The sequence below is a fragment of the Limnohabitans rimovensis (SeqCode) genome (assembly GCF_965234775.1).
GTDB classification, from domain to species: Bacteria; Pseudomonadota; Gammaproteobacteria; order Burkholderiales; family Burkholderiaceae_C; genus Limnohabitans; species Limnohabitans rimovensis.
In genome coordinates, this window is record NZ_OZ248562.1 from 852,442 (window position 1) to 869,288 (window position 16,847).

Sequence of the window (16,847 nt, forward strand, 5' to 3'; positions counted from 1 at the left end):
CTCAACTGCCTGCGCAAATGGCTGGACCTTGCAAGGGCTTGTTGCAGCTGCAAACCAAAACATAGCTTTTGATTTTGTCTTTTTCTGCGGGGGATACACTGGCTTTGCGCTGGCCATCGGTGGGCAAATACAACTTGGGCCGCAACTCTTTGGTACTGGCCTTGTCGTTCTTATCGACAAACTTAACCACCGGACAAAAAATAGCACCGGGCAAGGGGTTTTGCACGTCAAACACCATGGTCTGCGGGTCGCCAAGGGTCCACCCCGCTTGGATCTTCAACTGCTTGTATTCGGCCGCGGTCAACATGACCGATTGAACCGGCGTGGTGGGTTCAAAAAACCAGCCCATGGCTTGAACGGGGTATGCCAGGCCAATCGCGCAGACAACGCTGAACCATCGAAACCAAAAACTGCTGGGCATGTAGCGTCACCTGAAACAAAAAACGGGTGACAGATCAACTGTCACCCGCCAATGTTGGTAGGACGTACAAGATTCGAACTTGTGACCAACGGATTAAAAGTGCTGACTCTGCTAACTGTTTTACAACGTAAATCAACGTTTTTCAGCGTGGATAAAAAGTGGTGTGCGAGTTGTTGCATTGTTTCAACGGTGTAAAAACTTTTCACTTTGCTTGAGGGTATTTTAACTATACCTCTCATCCCCTCCACCATCATTTTCACAAACACTATGTTTTTCACAGCAAACCCAACGTATTCAGCGTGATTTGCGGCATTTACAAAACGTGGTGTGCGTAGCAACACGCTGTCACAGCCACTGCCACGCAACTTATAAGCGTTGCTGTTGTTGCTTGCGTAAGCGTTCAGCGTCACGCTGTTTGCGTTGCCTGTCGCGTTCTGCCTGTAGTTGTTGTCTGTCACGTTCAACATTGTTCTTCAGCCCTTGTATTCTTGCCTGTTCAGGTGATAACGGTGGCTTGGGTTTGATGGTGTTGTCAAGCAACGTGTTGTCATCTTCGCCCTCTTTAGTCTGCACTGGTGACGTAGCAACGCTGTTCATCCCGTACTTGTATTGAAGAAGTAGTTTTGCGTGAATGGTGCTGTCAGCAAACACAATCGTTTTAACCAACTGCCCACCAACACGCACGGTAGCCAAGTATTTGTTCATACAAATATTTAGTACCCCCTACAAACGCATCACCCAACCCCCTGTTTATCCATAAGCACGGTTTTTCACCCCCACCAACTTGCGTGGCAAAAACCGTGCTTTTTAATAAACCCTACCCGCACCCCCTACTTTTACCCACCAAACCCATCACGCAGTTTGTTAGCGGCGTTCTCAATCGCTGTGTCCAACTCACCTGCCAGCACCGCCGTTTTAATCACATCCAACACCCCCACCAAGTCCTTTTCAGCACCCACCTCAACAGCGTGTTTGCCCTTCGCCAGTTCCAATACCTTCGTTCCATAACGCACTGACAGCGACAACTTGCCGTTATCAGCAACAAACCACCAAGCCTTTACACGCTTGTTCGTTTCCACTTGTTTGCGTAAGCCCGTTTCCTTGTCCGTAATAGTGCGGAACTTGGTTGCTGTGTATTGTGTTCCTGCTTGTTGTGCCTTTGCCAGTTCAATCTGTTCCCAAAGCCGTTTTGCTAACTTGTTGCGGCGTTGCTGTACTGGCGACATTTGGGTTGGATTTTGCGCGGCTGTCAGTTTCAAAGTGCTCATCGTTGTCATTGCATTTCCCTTTCGTAAGTAGCAATGAACTGACTTTATTTTCGGTCTTCTGGTTTGGGCAACCTCTTTTTGACAATGACCTGAGAAACCAAACAAAAAGTCAGTTTTTGTAGCCTGTTCTTTAGTCGTTGCTAAATAAATGTATGAACACATACAAGAACTACAAAGATGACGCACTGACAGCGGATTGGCTACGTGACATTGGTTTGAACGACAAAACATTCAACACAACCAACCTCATCATTGTTAGGGCACAAACAATGGCACACACATTACTGACGCAACATCGTTCTCTGTTGTCCAACAGCCAACTCCATTCGCTCACAGCGTTTGAACAGGCTTGCGGCAACAAACGCAAACGCCAACGCATTACGGACACATTCTGTCATTGCGTTATGAACATCAACACCAACATCAATCGCAAACTCTTCAAACAACACCGCAAAATCAATAAACCAAACACTACGGCAACCCACATCTAAACAACATAGGCAACAACAGCAGATAAACAACTGCTACATCAAAGTGTAAAAACCCAGTTTGTAATATGACGGCTAATGAGACTGGACTTGTCGCACAACACTATGGAGGTGTGCGACGTATAAGTGAATGCCGCAAAGTTTCGCACCAAGCAAGTCAATGCTGAAGTGTGTTGAGAGTTTTAAAACGATCGTCTCTCATAAAACTTATCCATAGTCGTGTGCGATGGGTAATCCTTCAAACACTATGCGACGGACTGATGTGACTTCTTCAAGTTGCATAGCCGTCGTATGCTCCAAGCAATCATCGAACTTCAAACATCAACTTATTAAAAAATGTGCTGAACAAAACACAGAGCGACAGCGAAGGTGTTTTGTGACAGCACAAGCGTACGCAGTACGCTTTTAAACGTTTAGTACTGGTGTTAGATTAAATCACCACCCATTAGATTTTCAGCACCACGCAAAAATCCGTAGCCCAAAAAATCAGTTTGTACAAATGGGATTTCACGACTAAAAGCACAGCAACGCATCAAAACGCTGTTTTAAGCAATCGTTTCAATGTCCTGGTCCGCTACGAGCACGAGCAGGGAAAAGACAGCGTGTAGGGCGTTTTAAGCGTTCTTGTTCGTTTTGTGTCCGTTGTGCCACGCATAACCTTAAATACTACAAGATAACAGAATACACAAACTACTTGGTCGGCAATGCAACTTGTTGATCTTAAACAGATCAGTATCAACCCGCCAACTTATCGGGTTTCACTTGTCCAACCATCAGCAAAGAAAACATACTTAAAGCACACAACTTATTTGGAGAACATTATGGCAACAGCAAAATCACTTACCCCAGCAGAACTTGACCGAGTTTTGTCTCACATCGCACAACACCCAAACGCAGATCGCAACCGACTGATGCTGATGATTGGTGTGATGGCAGGTCTGCGTGTTGGTGAGATTTCAGGATTGACACTTGGTGACGTACTTGATGCAGATGGAAAGGTACGTAGTGAGATTTATCTCTCAAGTCATCGCGTCAAACACGGAAATGCTCGCACTATCTTTTTGAACACACGCATTCAGCAAGAACTGACCAAGTTCATCGAAACCAAAACATTGCGTGACGAACACTTTCCCCTGTTCTCAACACATCGCGGCGTACGTTGCTCGTTCAGTCCAAACACACTTGCCCAACACTTTTACTGGCTGTTTAAGAACGCGGGTGTGAAAGGTGCCAGCAGTCACTCGTGCCGAAAGACGTTTTTAACGTCACTTGCCTCACAAGGTGTCAGCGTTTTTGTGTTGGCAAGTTTGGCAGGGCACAAAAGTATCACAACTACCCAACGCTACATCACCACAAACGATGACGTGAAACGCAAGGCTGTTGAACTGGTCTAACTTGAAGGTATGGGTTTAACAATAAGCACGGTTTTTCACACAACCAAACAAGCATTGGCAAAAACCGTGCTTTTTAATAAACCGTGTCCTCCTAACCTACCAAACCCCTGCAAAGCCAATGCCCATGCGGCTTTCAGCCTACCTACCAAGTTTTGACCCTTTTTCACGGAGTGCTTTTTCGTACTCTTGTGACAACTCATACTGCTCACGCTCGTATTCATCCATTTCGCTCACTGCTTTTTTTAAGATCGCATCTTCCATTTCTCTAATCTCTCTGTCTCTTCGCGAGAGTCCTTCTGTTCCCACCTTCTGTCCATCCATTCGTCTCAATCCAGCCCGCGTCAATGCGTTGTTCGCAAGGTTTTCAGCAACACGTTTTTCCTTACCTTCTTTGAGTGCCTCATTCAGCGTCTCAAAGTAAATCCGCATCTGCCTTTTGGTCGCTTCAAGTTGTAATCGTTCCAACTCTTCCAATACACCATCACTTGCTTCATTAAAAGCCTTTTCATACGCTTCAATGTATATTTCACGCTTGGTTTTCCAACCAAGTTCTTGCTCTTCTTCTTTTGTTCTTGCTCTTTTTACTTTTCTCAATGCTTGCTGTTCAGCCCAAGCCGCTTCCATTTCTGCAATCTGTTTATCAGTCAGCAATGCCTTTATATCTCTTGCGGCAACTTCTTTATCTGCCTTTAAGTCAGCAAGTCGTTCCGCTAATCTTTGCGGCAAATGTGTTCCATCAAGTTTTGGCATAAATGAAAACAGCGTGAGTTTTTTATACTCACGCTGTCCTTTATCTTTAGGTTTGACTTATTTCTTTGCAGGTGATTTTTTAGCGGCTGTTTTTTTCGCCGCCGTTTTTTCACCAGATGCTTTAGGCTTGCCTTTTCCTTTAATCTTTAAGCATCCACGCAGTTGTGTTGCTGTAAATCCATGTTGCTTACACAACTTTTTCACCATTTCCAAGTCAGCATCCTTTGACGCTTCAAGCAACTTCTTCTTTTCATCAGCCAATGCTTTTTCTTGTGCTTCAATCTCAGTTAGTCTTTGCGTTGCGTTGCTCATTTAATTTCTCCTTTAAATTTCAAATAAGATTTAATCATCACAAGATACGAAATTTTTTTCGATGCAAGCATTAGCCAATTTCTTTGCAACTTCATAATCTTTAGAAAGCATCACATCTTGAAGTACTTTACGTCTTTTTATTGCTTCTGCTTCATCGTTGTCTGATGCCAATATGTACCACATCATTGCTTTTATGTTGTTCTTTTCTTGATGAATACCGCTTTGCCACATATGTCCAAGATTAGTCTGTGCATTACTTGCCATAGTTTTATTTGTACCTATCTTTTTAACAGCAATGGAATACCAAAAATAAGCCTGCTTTGGCGATTTATAAACACCTCTTCCATTCAAATAGTTGTAAGCCAAATTCACTTGTGCAACGGTATCCCCTTTTTCTGCCGCCATCCTTAACTCTTCCGTTCTTTTATCATCTTCTGGCGTTGGTTCTCTTTGCGTCTGTTTAGGTTCACCTATTTCAAATGATCTTGCTCTAAAACCAAACCTATTCATACATGACACTATCGTTGGATTTGTATGTGATCTTAACTCTTGATAGATTTGAATTGCACCACGCTGATATCCTGCACGTGAATCAGCATTACGTTGTAGTTGGTTTTCATATTCACATTGAGACTCTGCTTGAGCAAGTGATAACCCAGAATCAAATGTTTTATCCCACGTATAAGCAATATTGTTAGTTGCACAACCAACAAGCATCATTGAAATTGCTAAAAATATATATTTTTTCATCAAATCCTCTTATATCACCGCCATCAACTCAAAAGTCATCATACCCAACTCAAAAAAATAAGCAATAGCATCTATGCCAACTTGTCAGCCGCCATAGTCGCAGTGAGTTTGCTGTAGTGCTTTTCTATCATTGCCGCAGAGTTGCCCATCTGTTTTGACAACGTGTGAATGTCCGTGCTGTGGCGTAGCAGTTCAAATGTAGCGTAGGTGTGCCGCAGTGAGTACAAGGTACGTGTCTGCCCTTCCGTGTTTTTCAGTAAGCCTGTGTCACGCATCAGTCGCCTAAACGTGCCATTCATACTTGGTGGTTGGTAGCCGTCAGCAAAACGAAACAGCAGATGCGGCACACGTTCAGCAAACAAGTCCTCAAAACTTATGTGTTTTAGGTCCGTTTGTCGTGCGTGTAGCCGCTTCAGCACATCTACTGCCCTGTGTTTTGCTATCAGCCAACGTCCGCCAGTCTTGCCATCAACCCAAATCCGCAAGTACCTAACACCCTTGTCTGTGTGCCACTCAATGTGTTTCCAACAAATACCCATTGCTTCTGTGCCGTGCCGCATTCCCGTTAGCAACAGCATCTCAATGTAGTCACGCAACAAGGGGCGTATTTTTTGCTCCACTGCAGATCGTCCTTTGTGCTGCCAAGTTTCTACAAATGACAGCAACTGCGTTATCTCATCTTCACTAAAGGCTGGGCGTGTTTTACCCTTCTCCCCTTTTGTCGTTAGTTTGGGCACGGGCACACGTTCGCTGATGTAGCCTCGTTCCACAGCCACAGCCAGCAACTTGTTCCACGCACTTGCAAAGTTCATCAGTGTGCTGGTTTTTGGCTTGCGTTGCATCTGCCTGTCTCGCCACAACTCAAACTCAACTATGTCCGTGTGTGTGATTTCCTCAAGTCGCTTGCTCTTAAAGTACGGCAAGAAATACTTTTCAATGCATCCCACGTAGTCGCTGTAGGCAGTTCTGCCAGTACTTGCGTCAATCTTCACCCTCAGTTCTACCAACGCAACTGCCGCAATCTGTGCGAACGTGTGTGTTTGGTGTGCTAAACCAAGCCTCTGTCTGTACCGTGCTTCGTCGTACAAGTCACAAGCAACGGCAATGGCGTGTTCTATGCTGGCTTTGCGTGTGCTCTGTCTGTACCAAGTTCCATCAGCGAGTTTGTATCGACATTGATACAAGAGGCTGCGACTTCGTCTGTACAGCACCACTTCGCCGTCACGCAAATGGATGTGCTGTGGGTTTGCTGTGGGTAGCAACGCAAGTGCGTGTGGCGACGGTTTAGACGTGAGGTGCTGTGCTGTGTTTTTGTGTGTGCGTTGCTGACGTGACATTTAGCAACGACGACGAACAGCGTGGAAGACAACGTGCTCGCAGAGTGTTTTAGTTGTTGAGCACGGACGAAAAAAAACACCCCATACTTTCGTATAGGGTGTTTTATGTTTTATGTTGGTAGGACGTACAAGATTCGAACTTGTGACCAACGGATTAAAAGTCCGCTGCTCTACCAACTGAGCTAACGTCCCATGTGTTCGCCAAACGAATCTAGCGAAGCCGCAAATTATAGCGAATTTTTTGTCGTCTTTTGACCAACGGTATTGGCCAATTCATTGATCACCCAGCCAGCGGCACATTGACCAAAGGTCGCGGTCACGCTGACCACCGAACCCAAGCCATGGCAGTTCAATCCACCATCCTCCAAGGGCTCACAAGACGCTGGTGGCGGCGTCAAAACTTCTTTGCTGAAGACGCATGTCAAACCCATTTTTTGTCCCCTGGGTGCGGCAAATTGCTGGCGCAATTTTTGACGCAATCGCGCCAGCAAGGGGTCGTGACTGACTTGCCCCAAGTCAGCGATGTCCACCCAGTGCGGCAATCGCTTTCCACCGGCCGCGCCGACGCTGATAAAACAAGTTGTCGATTTGAGGGCCCATGCCGCCATGGCCAATTTGGCGCTGCTTTGGTCGCAAGCGTCAATGACGGCATCAAAAGAATCGCCAGCAATTTGGGGCCAGTTGTTGGGCTCTACAAAACCATCCACCACAGTGACTTCACAACTGGGTTGGTAGCTGGAAATTCGCTCTTGCATGGCCAACACTTTGGACTGACCGATGTTGGCATCGGTGGCGTGAATTTGCCGGTTGATGTTGGACTCGGAAACATGGTCCATGTCAATCAAAGTCAAGCGCCCCACCCCGCTGCGAGCCAATGACTCTGCGGACCAAGAGCCCACGCCGCCAATGCCCACCACCACCACATGGGCGCTGGAAATGCGCTGGGCTGCCTCTGGGCCGTACAAGCGCTGTAAAGCAGTCACACGCCTGTCGACCACGGCGGAGGCGTTCAGATGGACCTCTCCAAACTCCAGGTTTGGTACTTAAAAGCCATCCATGCGCCGACGCCAATGCCCAAGACCGCTGTCAAGGCATTGAGGCTGAGGGTGGAGATGCCGCTCACCCCTTGTCCAATGGTGCAGCCCATGGCTGTGACGCCACCCACGCCCATCAATATGGCGCCCACCAAATGGTGGGTCAAATCGGCCGTTTGGCCAAATCCTTCCCAACGGAAACTGCCATTGAGCAAGGATGAAACAGCAGCACCGCAGACCACGCCCACAGCGGACACCATGCCAAAGCTCAGGACTTTGCTGGCATCGCTGTAGAACATCAACCAGTCCAATAAATAAGCCATGGGTGCGACAAAACTCATGGCCTCCATGCGTCCCGAGTTGGTGGTCAGGTAAACCGACTCCAGTGTTTCGGGATGCTCTTGGACAAAGCCCAGGTGCCCGCTGACCCACAGCATGGCCGTGACCAACAATCCCAGACCCAAACCAGCGAGCAAATGGTCAGCTTGCCAAAAGTCCTTGCTCGACAGGGCCCACACCGACAAAGCAGCGGCGACCACCAAGCCGGCCACGGGCCAGACATGGGGAAGGTCTGCCCAGGTGGCGATCCAGGTGCCCAGATGTGCGCCCGCAGGCATGTCGATGAACACCGTGTCAATGCTGCGGGTGCGCCACACAGCGGTCAAACCTTTGAGGGTGGCAAAGGCAGACACCCCCATGAAGACAAACACCACCCATGACTTGAGGTTGCCCGTGCCCATTCGAATCAAGGTTTTGTTGCCACATCCCGAAGCCAAGACCATGCCAATGCCAAACAGGGCGCCACCCAGCAAGGTGGACAACCACAGCCACTTGGTGGTGTGATAAAGAGATTGTTGGGGGTCGATCTGGCCCGACCAAGACAGCAGCGCAAAACCCACCATGGCGGTGGCCATCACCAAGGCCCATTGGCGCATGCGCGACCAATCACCCATGTTGATCACATCACTGAAGGCACCCATGGTGCAAAAGTGGGTGCGTTGTGCGATGGCACCAAATGCCACAGAGAGTGCAAAACAAATCCACAGCACCGATTGAATCTGATTGGCAATGTCTTGCATGTTCACCGTCGTCCCAAGGTTTTATTTCAGGCGCGATAAACGATCTTTGGCGGCTGCGGCAGCCTCTGACTCGGGGTGTGCTTTGATCAAGTCTTCCAGCACTTTGCGCGCGCCACGCGTGTCTTTGAGTTCAATCATGCAGTTGGCCAAGGCCAGCAAGGATTCTGGGACACGCGGGTGTGGGGCCAATGCCACCAGACTGCGAAAACTGGCCATGGCTTCTTTGTAGTCTTTGACCGCATACTGCGCATTGCCCAGCCAAAACAATGCCGTGGGCTTGTATCCACTTTGGGGATAACGACGCACAAAGTCTGCCCATTGAATGGCAGCCTGTCCATATTCGCCCTTGCGAAAGATGTCCAAAGCCTGGTCATGCTCGCGCTTTTCCGCAGGCTCAACCAAAAACTCTCGACCATCCAAGCTGACTTTGAGGGGTTCTAGTTTGCGCAAGCGATCATCTTGGGCTTGAATTTTGTCTTTTTGCTCTCGCTGCCATTCGGACAAGGACTTGAGCAAGCTCTCGTTGGCGCCCAGCGACTTGGCCAAATCAGCCCTCAGGGACTCAATTTGGTTTTGCAAATCCAACATGCTGCGGCGAAGCACTTGCAATTCATCTTGGTTTTTGTCGGTGACCTCGCTGCCTTTTTTGATCAACGACTGATTTTCAGACCGCAAAACCTCGATGGACATGCGCATGGTCTCTACCCTTTGGCGCAAATCCAAAATGGCCCGTCGTGCCTCGTCATCTTCAAACAAGCCCGCATGGAGCGTGGAAGAAAAAACCATGAAGAGCAACCCCAAAAGGGTTGCAAGCATGCGTGGCGCCATCATTTGTAGGCGATCTCAGCCCTGCGGTTTTTGGCAAACGCTTCTTCGGTACTGCCGGTCATGGCAGGCTTTTCTTTGCCCAAGCTGACCGCCTCAATTTGCCCATCCGACACACCCAGCAAATTCAGCGCTTTGCGCACGGCTTCAGAGCGCTTTTGGCCCAAAGCCAAGTTGTACTCACGGCCACCACGCTCATCGGTATGGCCTTCCACAGCCACGCGTCGCTTGCTGTCTTGTTTGATGTAGACGGCATGTTTTTCGATCACCGCCTGAAACTCTGGCTTGATGGCAAAACTGTCGTAGTCAAAGTAGATGACCTGGGCCACACCCGCTGGACCACTGGGAACAGCTGCCAACGGACGCGCGTCAACGCTGGCCACGGCTGATCGGGCCTGGGGCGGCGCAGGGGCCGGTGCAGCAGGGGCTGTGACTTGTGTGCCCGCTTTGTCCTCGACGGGGACTTCATTGAGCTTAACTGGGGATGAGCAGGCCACCAGCAAAGACAGCACAGCCAAGAGGAAAAGGTTCTTTTTCATGTAGTGTTCTCCAAAAAATTACTGCTTTAAAAATGGCCCCCAATGGGGCTCTCGAATGTCACCATTTTGCCCGGACAACCTGGCTTTGATGCGACCATCAACCGTGGTGGTCATCAAGGCCTCACGGCCTTGAAGCTGAGTTGAGAAGACGATCAAACGACCATTGGGTGAGAAGCTGGGCCGCTCATCCGGGCCTGTGTCGGTGATGGATTGAACCGTTTCCGACTTGAGGTCCATGACCTGCAACTTGAACTGGCCATTGATGCGGGAAATGTAAGCCATCCAGCGTCCATCAGGGCTGATGACTGGGGATATGTTGTAAGTGCCGGAGAAGGTCACGCGTTGCACAGGCCCGCCCATGGTGGGTGTGCGGTAAATCTGGGGCGAGCCCCCCCGATCGCTGACGAAATAAAAGGCCGAGCCATCAGGGAAAAAGGCTGGTTCGGTATCGATGCTGTTGGATTGCGTCAACCTGCGCGGCTCACCCCCTTGAGCCGGTATCAGGTAAATCTGTGATCCCCCGTCCCGGCTGAGCGTGACCGCCAGGCTGCGGCCATCTGGCGACCAAACTGGGGCGCTGTTGTTGCCCTTGAAATTGGCCAGCACGCGGCGCTTGCCAGAGTAAACATCGTGCACATAGACCACTGGCTTGCGCGCCTCAAAGGACACATAGGCCAACTCTTGCCCATTGGGTGACCAATTGGGTGAAATGATGGGTTCTGGGCTGGTCAATGCCGCTTGGGCATTTTCGCCATCGGCATCGGCCACCCACAGGGTGAAGCGGGTGCCCAGTTTGGTGACGTAAGCGATGCGGGTTGAAAAAACGCCTTTTTCACCCGTCAGTTTTTCATAAATGAAATCGGACATGCGGTGGGCGATCATGCGCAAATCGCCAGTGGGGGTGGCGAAACTCTGCCCGCCCAAATCTTGGCCCCGCACCAAATCCCACAACCTGAAGCGAACATCAAAACGCCCATCTGCCAGTTTGGTGATGCTGCCCGTGAGCAAGGCTTCATCACCTTTTTGCTTGAGCGCAGAGAAATCGGGCCGGGCCAGCTCATCCATGGGAGCGGTCAAGGCATTTCCCCTAAATTGGCCACTGCGTTCCAAATCGGCTTGAACGATGGCTGATATTTTTTGGGGCGAGGCCTCTTCACCGCGCATGGGGGCAATGGCGATGGGGATTTGGGTCAGGCCCACGCCGGAGACTTCAACCCGGAATTGCGCCAAAGCAGGCCATGCCAACAGACATTGGGCGAGCAACATCCAAGAAAAAAATCTGGCAACTAAGGGAGGGCAGCGGTCAAACAAAGTCAAAAAATTGGAAGACAGAGCAACCGCTATAGTAGCACCATCCCCCATGTATTTGACTCGCTGTGCCCACCTTCGCCCTCTATAAACGCTTGTTTGGCTATGCCAAGGCTTACAAATGGGCGTATGCGATTTCTTTCGTGGGAATGGCCTTGACCGCGGTGACCGAAGCGATGTTGCCGGCCATGATGAAGTACTTATTGGATCAAGGCTTTCAGGTGCAATCCCAAGAACACATTTTGGCCATTCCTTTGGCCATTGTGGGTCTGTTTCTGGTCAAAGGCGTGCTGATTTATGTCAGCAACTATGTCGCCACTTGGATCACCACCCATGTGACCATGGCCTTGCGCAATGACATGTTTGCCAAGATGCTGCGCCTGCCCTCCACCGCCTTTGCGGACGCCCAGGGCAGTTACATCTCCAAAGTGCTGTATGACGTGCTCAACATTGGTGAAACCATTTCACAAGTGGTGGTCTCGGCTTTTCGCGAAGCCTTGACGGTGGCCACCTTGATCGCTTATTTGCTGTATCTGGATGTCCGTTTGGCCTTGATCGCCTTGAGCGTGGGGCCATTCATCATTGGCTTTGTGCGCCTTTTTTCCAAGCGCCTGCGACAAGCCGGGCGCAAAGGCTTGGAGTCGATTGGCGACATCACCCATGTGTTGGAAGAGTCGGTTTTGTGTCAAAAAATCATCAAAATTTACCAGGGCCAAGCCACCGAAAAGCAGCGTTTTGAGGCCGCCAATGGGCGGTTTCGTCGCTCTCAAATGCGCGAGGCCATTCCCGCCTCGGCCACCACACCCTTGACCCATTTGTCCGCGTCCATCGCTTTGGCCGTCATCGTTTATTTGGCGCTCGATCAGGTCAACCAAGTGGACCCACAAACGGGCGTTACCACGGTGGGCGGATTTGTGGCCTTTGTCACCGCCATGCTGATGCTGCTGGCCCCGCTGAAAAAACTCACCGAGGTGAACACCGCCTTGCAGCGCGGACGCGTTTGTGCCCAAAGCGTTTTTGCGTTTCTAGACAGCCCTGAGGAAGAGGACAAGGGTCTTATCGAATGGCGCCAACCCCAAGGCCGTGTGGAGTTTCGCAACGTCAGTTTCAGTTACGGACCGTCCACCCCTCGGGCTTTGGATGCAATTGATTTGTGCATCGAGCCAGGCCAAACCCTGGCCTTGGTGGGGGCCTCTGGTGGGGGCAAGTCGACCTTGGCTGCGTTGCTGCCGCGTTTCATGTCGCCCACCCAAGGACAAATTTTGATCGATGGCGTGGATGCCCAAGACTACCGTTTGATGTCGTTGAGGCAACACATGGCGCTGGTGACCCAAGAGGTGTTGCTCTTCAATGACACCATCGCGGCCAATATCGCCTACGGCCATGCCAACCCAGACCAGGCCGCTGTGGAGAAGGCCGCCAAAGCCGCCAATGCCTGGGATTTCATCTCCGCCCTGCCCCAGGGTTTGGACACCTTGGTGGGTGAAGCCGGCATGCGCTTGTCTGGCGGGCAGCGCCAACGCATATCGATCGCCAGGGCCATTTTTAAAAATGCCCCCATTTTGATTTTGGATGAAGCCACTTCTGCCCTGGATGCCGAGTCGGACCGCTCAGTTCAAGCCGCCTTGGCCAATTTGATGCAAGGGCGGACGTGTGTGGTCATTGCCCATCGTTTGTCCACGATTCAACACGCGGATCGGATTGCCGTTTTGAACCAAGGTCGCTTGGTGGAAACGGGCAACCATGAGGAGTTGCTGCAGCTCAACGGCATTTATGCCTCACTCTACCGCCTGCAATTCAATGAGCAACCTGCTTAATTCAGCCCCATGATCAAGACATCCATGGACCGGTGTGCAGTGTCAGTGATCGTGATCACGCTCAACGAGGCCGAGCGATTGGGCGCCACCTTGCAGGCCTTGCAATGGGCGCAGGAAATCATCGTCGTCGACTCGGGCAGCACCGATGGCACCTTGGACATTGCCCGGCAATGGGCAACGCGGGTGGAGCACCATGACTGGACTGGGTTTGGCGCACAAAAAAACCATGCTTTGTCTTTGGCCAGCTTGCCCTGGGTGTTGTCGATTGACGCCGATGAGCGGGTCACACCCGAGTTGGCCGAAGAAATACAGGCATTTGTCAATCGTGATGGGGGCGGTTATATCGCCGCCAATCTGCCGCGTTTGTCGCGTTATTGTGGCCGTGAGATTCACCACAGTGGTTGGTGGCCGGACCCGGTGTGTCGCGTCTTCAAGCGCGGGCATGGCCGCTTCAGCGATGATTTGGTGCACGAAAAAATCATCTGCAAAGGGCCTGTTTGGAACTTTCAGGGCTTGCTGATGCACGACAGCTTCCAAAACCTGGATCAAGTGCTGCACAAGTTGAACCAGTATTCCCGCGAAGGCGCGCTGAACTTGCAACGCAAAGGCAAAAAGTCAAGCTTGCGAAAGGCCATTGGGCACGGCTTGTGGGCGTTTTTTCGCACTTATGTATTGCAACGCGGATTTTTGGATGGTCGCGAAGGCTTTATCCTGGCCGTCTCCAATGCCGAGGGCACTTACTACCGCTACCTCAAGCTGATGTACTTGAATGAGCGCAAGCCGGCCGAAACGACATGAAGATCTCCGTGGTGGTCACCACTTACAACCGACCGCAAGCCCTGCGTTTGGTGTTGAACGCCTTGTTGGCCCAGCAACAAGCGCCATTTGAAATTTTGGTTGCGGATGACGGGTCTGGGGACCCCACCCGACATCTCATCCGCCAGATGGCCAACCAGACCGCTGTGCCGATTCACCACCTGTGGCAAGCCGATGACGGGTTCAGGGCGGCTGCGGCGCGCAATTTGGCCGTGGCTGCAGCCCAAGGCGATCTGGTGATTTTTTTGGACGGCGATTGTGTCCCCCGCCCCGACTTCATCGCCGAGCATGCCCGCTTGGCGCAACCGGGCTGGTTTGTGCCGGGCAGTCGCTTGTTGCTGGGCCCTCTTTTGACACAACAAGCAGAGGCCCAACAATGGCCCATTCACCAATGGGGGCGATGGGCATGGTTGAAGCACCGCTTGAGCGGACATGCCAATCGTTGGTTGCCTTTGATCAAACTGCCTGGACAAGGCTGGCGACGCAGACAACCTGCGCATTGGCAGAGCGCCCGCACCTGCAACATGGCGGTGTGGCGCACTGATTTGGTGGCGGTGAATGGATTTGACGAAAGCTATCAAGGGTGGGGCCACGAGGATGCCGATTTGGCGGTGCGCTTGATCCGCCACGGTGTGCGCCACAAGAATGGCCGTTTTGCGCTGACGGTGTTGCACCTGTGGCATGCGGAAAATGACCGCTCCCAATTGCCCGAGAACGTGGCTCGCTTGGATGCCATCCTCAAGGGGCAGCACACCCAAGCGCCGCGGGGCTTGGCGCAGCGCTCGCCCGAATCCGTCCGAAATGCCATGCAGCCGCACGCATGAAGACGATCCCCATTCTGATGTACCACCAGGTCGACGACATGCCGCCCTCAGGTGCGCCATTGCGAGGCATGACCGTCAGCCCTCAGCGCTTTGCGCAACACATGCGCTTTTTGAAAACCTGGGGCTTTCAAGGCCTCTCCATGCGCGACTTGGAGCCTTTTCTGAACGGCAGTTTGAGCGGCCGGGTTGTGGGCATCACGTTTGACGATGGGTATGCCAACACGCACGCCAACGCCCTGCCCATCTTGCGTCAATTTGGATACACCGCCACATGCTATGCGGTCAGCCACCATATTGGAGGCCACAACCAGTGGGACGCAGCTTCTGGAATGGCCACCAAAGCCTTGATGGACATTTCCGCTTGGCGTGAATGGGTGGCTGCAAACATGGACGTTGGATCCCACACCTGTGACCACATCGACTTGAGCCAATCCGATGAGGCCACGGTGCGCCACCAAATTCAGCGTTCCAAGTCAGAGTTGGAGCAGATGCTGGGCACCGAGGTGCGCCATTTTTGTTACCCCTACGGTCGTTTTTTGCCCGAACATCCGGCCTGGGTCCAACAAGCGGGTTATGTGTCTGCCACCACCACCCAAAGAGGTCGGGCGACATCTGCCCAGGGGCCTGCGGCTTTTACCTTGCCCCGGGTGTTGGTCAACCACCGCAGCACCTGGGCGCACATGGCGCTCAAATTATTCACGGGGTATGAAGAGGGCCGTTGAGCGACCTGACCGCTCAATGCCCTTGTGCCATGAGATTTTCAAACAAGGCTTCGTGCGCCCGAGCGCACTGGGACCAGGTTTTTTCCTCGGCCCAGGCATGGCCTTGTGAAGCCAGGCGCTGCATCAATTCGGGTTGACTCACCAACTGCTGCAAAGCCGCGGCCAAGGCTTGGGCGTTGGTGGGATCAGCCAAAATCAGCGCCTGTGTACCGTTGGTCAATTCGGCACTGATGCCGCAGTACGGCAAGCCACTGACCACCACCGGCAAGCCGTTGGCCATGGCCTCCAAGACCACCATGCCGTAGGTGTCCTCCAAGGTGGGGTGGGCCAGCACATCTGCGGCCTGATAGGCCAAGCGCAAATCGTGCTGCGGGCCGATGAACAAAAGCCTCTCCATCACACCGGCCTTTTCGGCCAAGGCGCGGTAAGTCGATGGCGGTGGGATGTGTCCGGCGACCACCAGTTTCCATGCGTCCGGCAGTAAACCCAGGGCTTGGATCAGCGTCTTGAGGCCTTTGCGCAGGGGGTCATTGGCAACCAATAATGCCAGCCGCGCGTTCACCGGCAGATCCAAGGCCTCTCGGGCTCGGCGTTGGTCTGACTCAGATTTGGGCGCAGCGGCAATCACCCCTGGTGTGATGACATGGACTTGGCCTTTGGCAGCGGGGTAGGTTTGCTCCAAGGTCATGCGCAAGGGCTCAGACACAGCCAGCACGGCCCTGTGACCGTTGGAAACGCCGCGCAAACGCGAGCCCTCGAGCCACCAATAAGCCAGCAATCTCGGGCTTGTGAGGATCTTCACAACGCGCAAAAATTTGCGCCAACCGTGGCGGTTTTTCAGCAGGCTGTGGCGGATGGGCAGAACGTGAAAACACTGCACGTTGCCGTGCCAACTGTGCTCATGGGAGTAAACCACGTCGAATCCACGGCGTGTCAGCCAGGCCGTTGCCAAAGCGAACCACAACTGATTGATCCACCTTGGGCGGCGCAACGGGCCGGGAATTTTGTGTGGCACCCACCCTAGGGGAGATGCCGTGCCAAACGTTTGGGCAAACACATGCACCTCGTGGCGCAGGGCCAAGTCTTGCGCCACGGCCACAGAATAACGCTCAGCACCTCCCCCTTGCGGGTCAAAGTGTCGGCTCAAAAAGGCGATTCGCATG

General features: G+C 51.9%; 20 protein-coding genes and 1 tRNA gene. 6 read left to right on the forward strand and 15 right to left on the reverse strand.

Translation table 11 applies throughout. The features are described 5' to 3' along the window. Nucleotide 1 precedes the first annotated feature (1 nt). The 4 genes from AC8GFZ_RS04120 to AC8GFZ_RS04135 all read right to left on the reverse strand — a co-directional run bounded on the left by AC8GFZ_RS04120 (nt 2) and on the right by AC8GFZ_RS04135 (nt 1,698). Nucleotides 2-421 (reverse strand): hypothetical protein, encoded by a 420-nt coding sequence (locus AC8GFZ_RS04120; RefSeq protein ID WP_506642616.1) that lies wholly within the window; start codon nt 419-421, stop codon nt 2-4. 41 nt (nt 422-462) lie between these two features. Further along, on the reverse strand, nt 463-831 hold the full coding sequence (locus AC8GFZ_RS04125; RefSeq protein ID WP_506642618.1) for a hypothetical protein: 369 nt from the start codon (nt 829-831) through the stop codon (nt 463-465). Continuing rightward, nucleotides 788-1,126 carry a hypothetical protein gene (locus tag AC8GFZ_RS04130; protein ID WP_506642620.1) on the reverse strand — a complete coding sequence of 113 codons (339 nt, stop codon included), beginning with the start codon at nt 1,124-1,126 and terminating at the stop codon, nt 788-790. Before AC8GFZ_RS04130 ends, AC8GFZ_RS04125 begins: the two co-directional genes overlap by 44 nt. 131 nt (nt 1,127-1,257) lie before the next feature. Continuing rightward, nucleotides 1,258-1,698 (reverse strand): DUF6641 family protein, encoded by a 441-nt coding sequence (locus AC8GFZ_RS04135; RefSeq protein ID WP_506642622.1) that lies wholly within the window; start codon nt 1,696-1,698, stop codon nt 1,258-1,260. A 143-nt stretch (nt 1,699-1,841) separates the two neighbouring features. Between AC8GFZ_RS04135 and AC8GFZ_RS04140 the strand changes: the two genes are divergently transcribed. Beyond that, nucleotides 1,842-2,180, forward strand: a complete 339-nt coding sequence (locus AC8GFZ_RS04140; RefSeq protein ID WP_506642624.1) for a hypothetical protein — start codon at nt 1,842-1,844, stop codon at nt 2,178-2,180. A 701-nt stretch (nt 2,181-2,881) separates the two neighbouring features. Further along, the gene (locus AC8GFZ_RS04145) at nt 2,882-3,571 is read left to right on the forward strand and encodes a tyrosine-type recombinase/integrase (RefSeq protein ID WP_506642626.1); all 690 of its coding nucleotides are present in this window, start codon (nt 2,882-2,884) and stop codon (nt 3,569-3,571) included. Between the two features lie 138 nt (nt 3,572-3,709). On the opposite strand, the gene AC8GFZ_RS04150 is transcribed toward AC8GFZ_RS04145, so the two are convergent. From AC8GFZ_RS04150 to tolB, 10 genes are all read right to left on the reverse strand, one after another. Then, the gene (locus AC8GFZ_RS04150) at nt 3,710-4,321 is read right to left on the reverse strand and encodes a hypothetical protein (protein WP_506642628.1); all 612 of its coding nucleotides are present in this window, start codon (nt 4,319-4,321) and stop codon (nt 3,710-3,712) included. A 57-nt stretch (nt 4,322-4,378) separates the two neighbouring features. After that, on the reverse strand, nt 4,379-4,633 hold the full coding sequence (locus tag AC8GFZ_RS04155; protein ID WP_506642630.1) for a hypothetical protein: 255 nt from the start codon (nt 4,631-4,633) through the stop codon (nt 4,379-4,381). 30 nt (nt 4,634-4,663) lie between these two features. Further along, nucleotides 4,664-5,383 carry a tetratricopeptide repeat protein gene (locus AC8GFZ_RS04160; RefSeq protein WP_506642632.1) on the reverse strand — a complete coding sequence of 240 codons (720 nt, stop codon included), beginning with the start codon at nt 5,381-5,383 and terminating at the stop codon, nt 4,664-4,666. Nucleotides 5,384-5,454: 71 nt separating this feature from the next. Next, nucleotides 5,455-6,375 carry a tyrosine-type recombinase/integrase gene (locus AC8GFZ_RS04165; RefSeq protein ID WP_506642634.1) on the reverse strand — a complete coding sequence of 307 codons (921 nt, stop codon included), beginning with the start codon at nt 6,373-6,375 and terminating at the stop codon, nt 5,455-5,457. A gap of 461 nt (nt 6,376-6,836) precedes the next feature. Next, nucleotides 6,837-6,912 (reverse strand) — tRNA-Lys (locus tag AC8GFZ_RS04170). Between the two features lie 35 nt (nt 6,913-6,947). After that, the gene (locus tag AC8GFZ_RS04175; RefSeq protein WP_506644221.1) at nt 6,948-7,754 is read right to left on the reverse strand and encodes a tRNA threonylcarbamoyladenosine dehydratase; all 807 of its coding nucleotides are present in this window, start codon (nt 7,752-7,754) and stop codon (nt 6,948-6,950) included. After that, on the reverse strand, nt 7,730-8,833 hold the full coding sequence (locus tag AC8GFZ_RS04180) for a YeeE/YedE family protein (protein WP_506644223.1): 1,104 nt from the start codon (nt 8,831-8,833) through the stop codon (nt 7,730-7,732). Before AC8GFZ_RS04180 ends, AC8GFZ_RS04175 begins: the two co-directional genes overlap by 25 nt. A gap of 21 nt (nt 8,834-8,854) precedes the next feature. Next, nucleotides 8,855-9,649: a tol-pal system protein YbgF gene (gene ybgF / locus AC8GFZ_RS04185; protein ID WP_506642636.1), complete on the reverse strand. Its 795-nt coding sequence runs from the start codon at nt 9,647-9,649 to the stop codon at nt 8,855-8,857. 11 nt (nt 9,650-9,660) lie between these two features. Beyond that, nucleotides 9,661-10,197, reverse strand: coding sequence for a peptidoglycan-associated lipoprotein Pal (pal, locus tag AC8GFZ_RS04190; RefSeq protein WP_506642638.1), 537 nt, complete (start codon nt 10,195-10,197; stop codon nt 9,661-9,663). Nucleotides 10,198-10,215: 18 nt separating this feature from the next. Continuing rightward, nucleotides 10,216-11,463, reverse strand: coding sequence for a Tol-Pal system beta propeller repeat protein TolB (gene tolB, locus AC8GFZ_RS04195; protein WP_506642640.1), 1,248 nt, complete (start codon nt 11,461-11,463; stop codon nt 10,216-10,218). Between the two features lie 110 nt (nt 11,464-11,573). On the opposite strand from tolB, the gene msbA reads away from it, so the two are divergent. From msbA to AC8GFZ_RS04215, 4 genes are read left to right on the forward strand one after another with little or no spacing between them, the layout of a single operon-like run. After that, nucleotides 11,574-13,322, forward strand: a complete 1,749-nt coding sequence (msbA, locus tag AC8GFZ_RS04200; RefSeq protein ID WP_506642642.1) for a lipid A export permease/ATP-binding protein MsbA — start codon at nt 11,574-11,576, stop codon at nt 13,320-13,322. 9 nt (nt 13,323-13,331) lie between these two features. Next, on the forward strand, nt 13,332-14,120 hold the full coding sequence (locus AC8GFZ_RS04205; protein WP_506642644.1) for a glycosyltransferase family 2 protein: 789 nt from the start codon (nt 13,332-13,334) through the stop codon (nt 14,118-14,120). After that, nucleotides 14,117-14,962, forward strand: coding sequence for a glycosyltransferase family 2 protein (locus AC8GFZ_RS04210; RefSeq protein WP_506642646.1), 846 nt, complete (start codon nt 14,117-14,119; stop codon nt 14,960-14,962). The genes AC8GFZ_RS04205 and AC8GFZ_RS04210 overlap by 4 nt, the downstream gene beginning before the upstream one ends. Next, the gene (locus AC8GFZ_RS04215; RefSeq protein ID WP_506642648.1) at nt 14,959-15,684 is read left to right on the forward strand and encodes a polysaccharide deacetylase family protein; all 726 of its coding nucleotides are present in this window, start codon (nt 14,959-14,961) and stop codon (nt 15,682-15,684) included. Before AC8GFZ_RS04210 ends, AC8GFZ_RS04215 begins: the two co-directional genes overlap by 4 nt. Before the next feature lie 13 nt (nt 15,685-15,697). Here AC8GFZ_RS04215 and AC8GFZ_RS04220 read toward each other — a convergent pair whose 3' ends face one another. Then, nucleotides 15,698-16,846, reverse strand: a complete 1,149-nt coding sequence (locus AC8GFZ_RS04220; RefSeq protein ID WP_506642650.1) for a glycosyltransferase family 4 protein — start codon at nt 16,844-16,846, stop codon at nt 15,698-15,700. Nucleotide 16,847 lies beyond the last annotated feature (1 nt).

Bases quoted from the DNA above. Each gene is read 5' to 3' on its own strand.
- AC8GFZ_RS04145 (WP_506642626.1), top strand. From the start codon at position 2,882: ATGCAACTTGTTGATCTTAAACAGATCAGTATCAACCCGCCAACTTAT.
- tolB (WP_506642640.1), bottom strand. From the start codon at position 11,463: ATGTTGCTCGCCCAATGTCTGTTGGCATGGCCTGCTTTGGCGCAATTC.
- AC8GFZ_RS04150 (WP_506642628.1), bottom strand. From the start codon at position 4,321: ATGCCAAAACTTGATGGAACACATTTGCCGCAAAGATTAGCGGAACGA.
- AC8GFZ_RS04120 (WP_506642616.1), bottom strand. From the start codon at position 421: ATGCCCAGCAGTTTTTGGTTTCGATGGTTCAGCGTTGTCTGCGCGATT.
- AC8GFZ_RS04220 (WP_506642650.1), bottom strand. From the start codon at position 16,846: ATGCGAATCGCCTTTTTGAGCCGACACTTTGACCCGCAAGGGGGAGGT.
- AC8GFZ_RS04155 (WP_506642630.1), bottom strand. From the start codon at position 4,633: ATGAGCAACGCAACGCAAAGACTAACTGAGATTGAAGCACAAGAAAAA.
- ybgF (WP_506642636.1), bottom strand. From the start codon at position 9,649: ATGCTTGCAACCCTTTTGGGGTTGCTCTTCATGGTTTTTTCTTCCACG.
- AC8GFZ_RS04160 (WP_506642632.1), bottom strand. From the start codon at position 5,383: ATGAAAAAATATATATTTTTAGCAATTTCAATGATGCTTGTTGGTTGT.
- AC8GFZ_RS04205 (WP_506642644.1), top strand. From the start codon at position 13,332: ATGATCAAGACATCCATGGACCGGTGTGCAGTGTCAGTGATCGTGATC.
- AC8GFZ_RS04210 (WP_506642646.1), top strand. From the start codon at position 14,117: ATGAAGATCTCCGTGGTGGTCACCACTTACAACCGACCGCAAGCCCTG.
- AC8GFZ_RS04130 (WP_506642620.1), bottom strand. From the start codon at position 1,126: ATGAACAAATACTTGGCTACCGTGCGTGTTGGTGGGCAGTTGGTTAAA.
- pal (WP_506642638.1), bottom strand. From the start codon at position 10,197: ATGAAAAAGAACCTTTTCCTCTTGGCTGTGCTGTCTTTGCTGGTGGCC.
- AC8GFZ_RS04215 (WP_506642648.1), top strand. From the start codon at position 14,959: ATGAAGACGATCCCCATTCTGATGTACCACCAGGTCGACGACATGCCG.
- AC8GFZ_RS04140 (WP_506642624.1), top strand. From the start codon at position 1,842: ATGAACACATACAAGAACTACAAAGATGACGCACTGACAGCGGATTGG.
- AC8GFZ_RS04135 (WP_506642622.1), bottom strand. From the start codon at position 1,698: ATGACAACGATGAGCACTTTGAAACTGACAGCCGCGCAAAATCCAACC.
- AC8GFZ_RS04180 (WP_506644223.1), bottom strand. From the start codon at position 8,833: ATGCAAGACATTGCCAATCAGATTCAATCGGTGCTGTGGATTTGTTTT.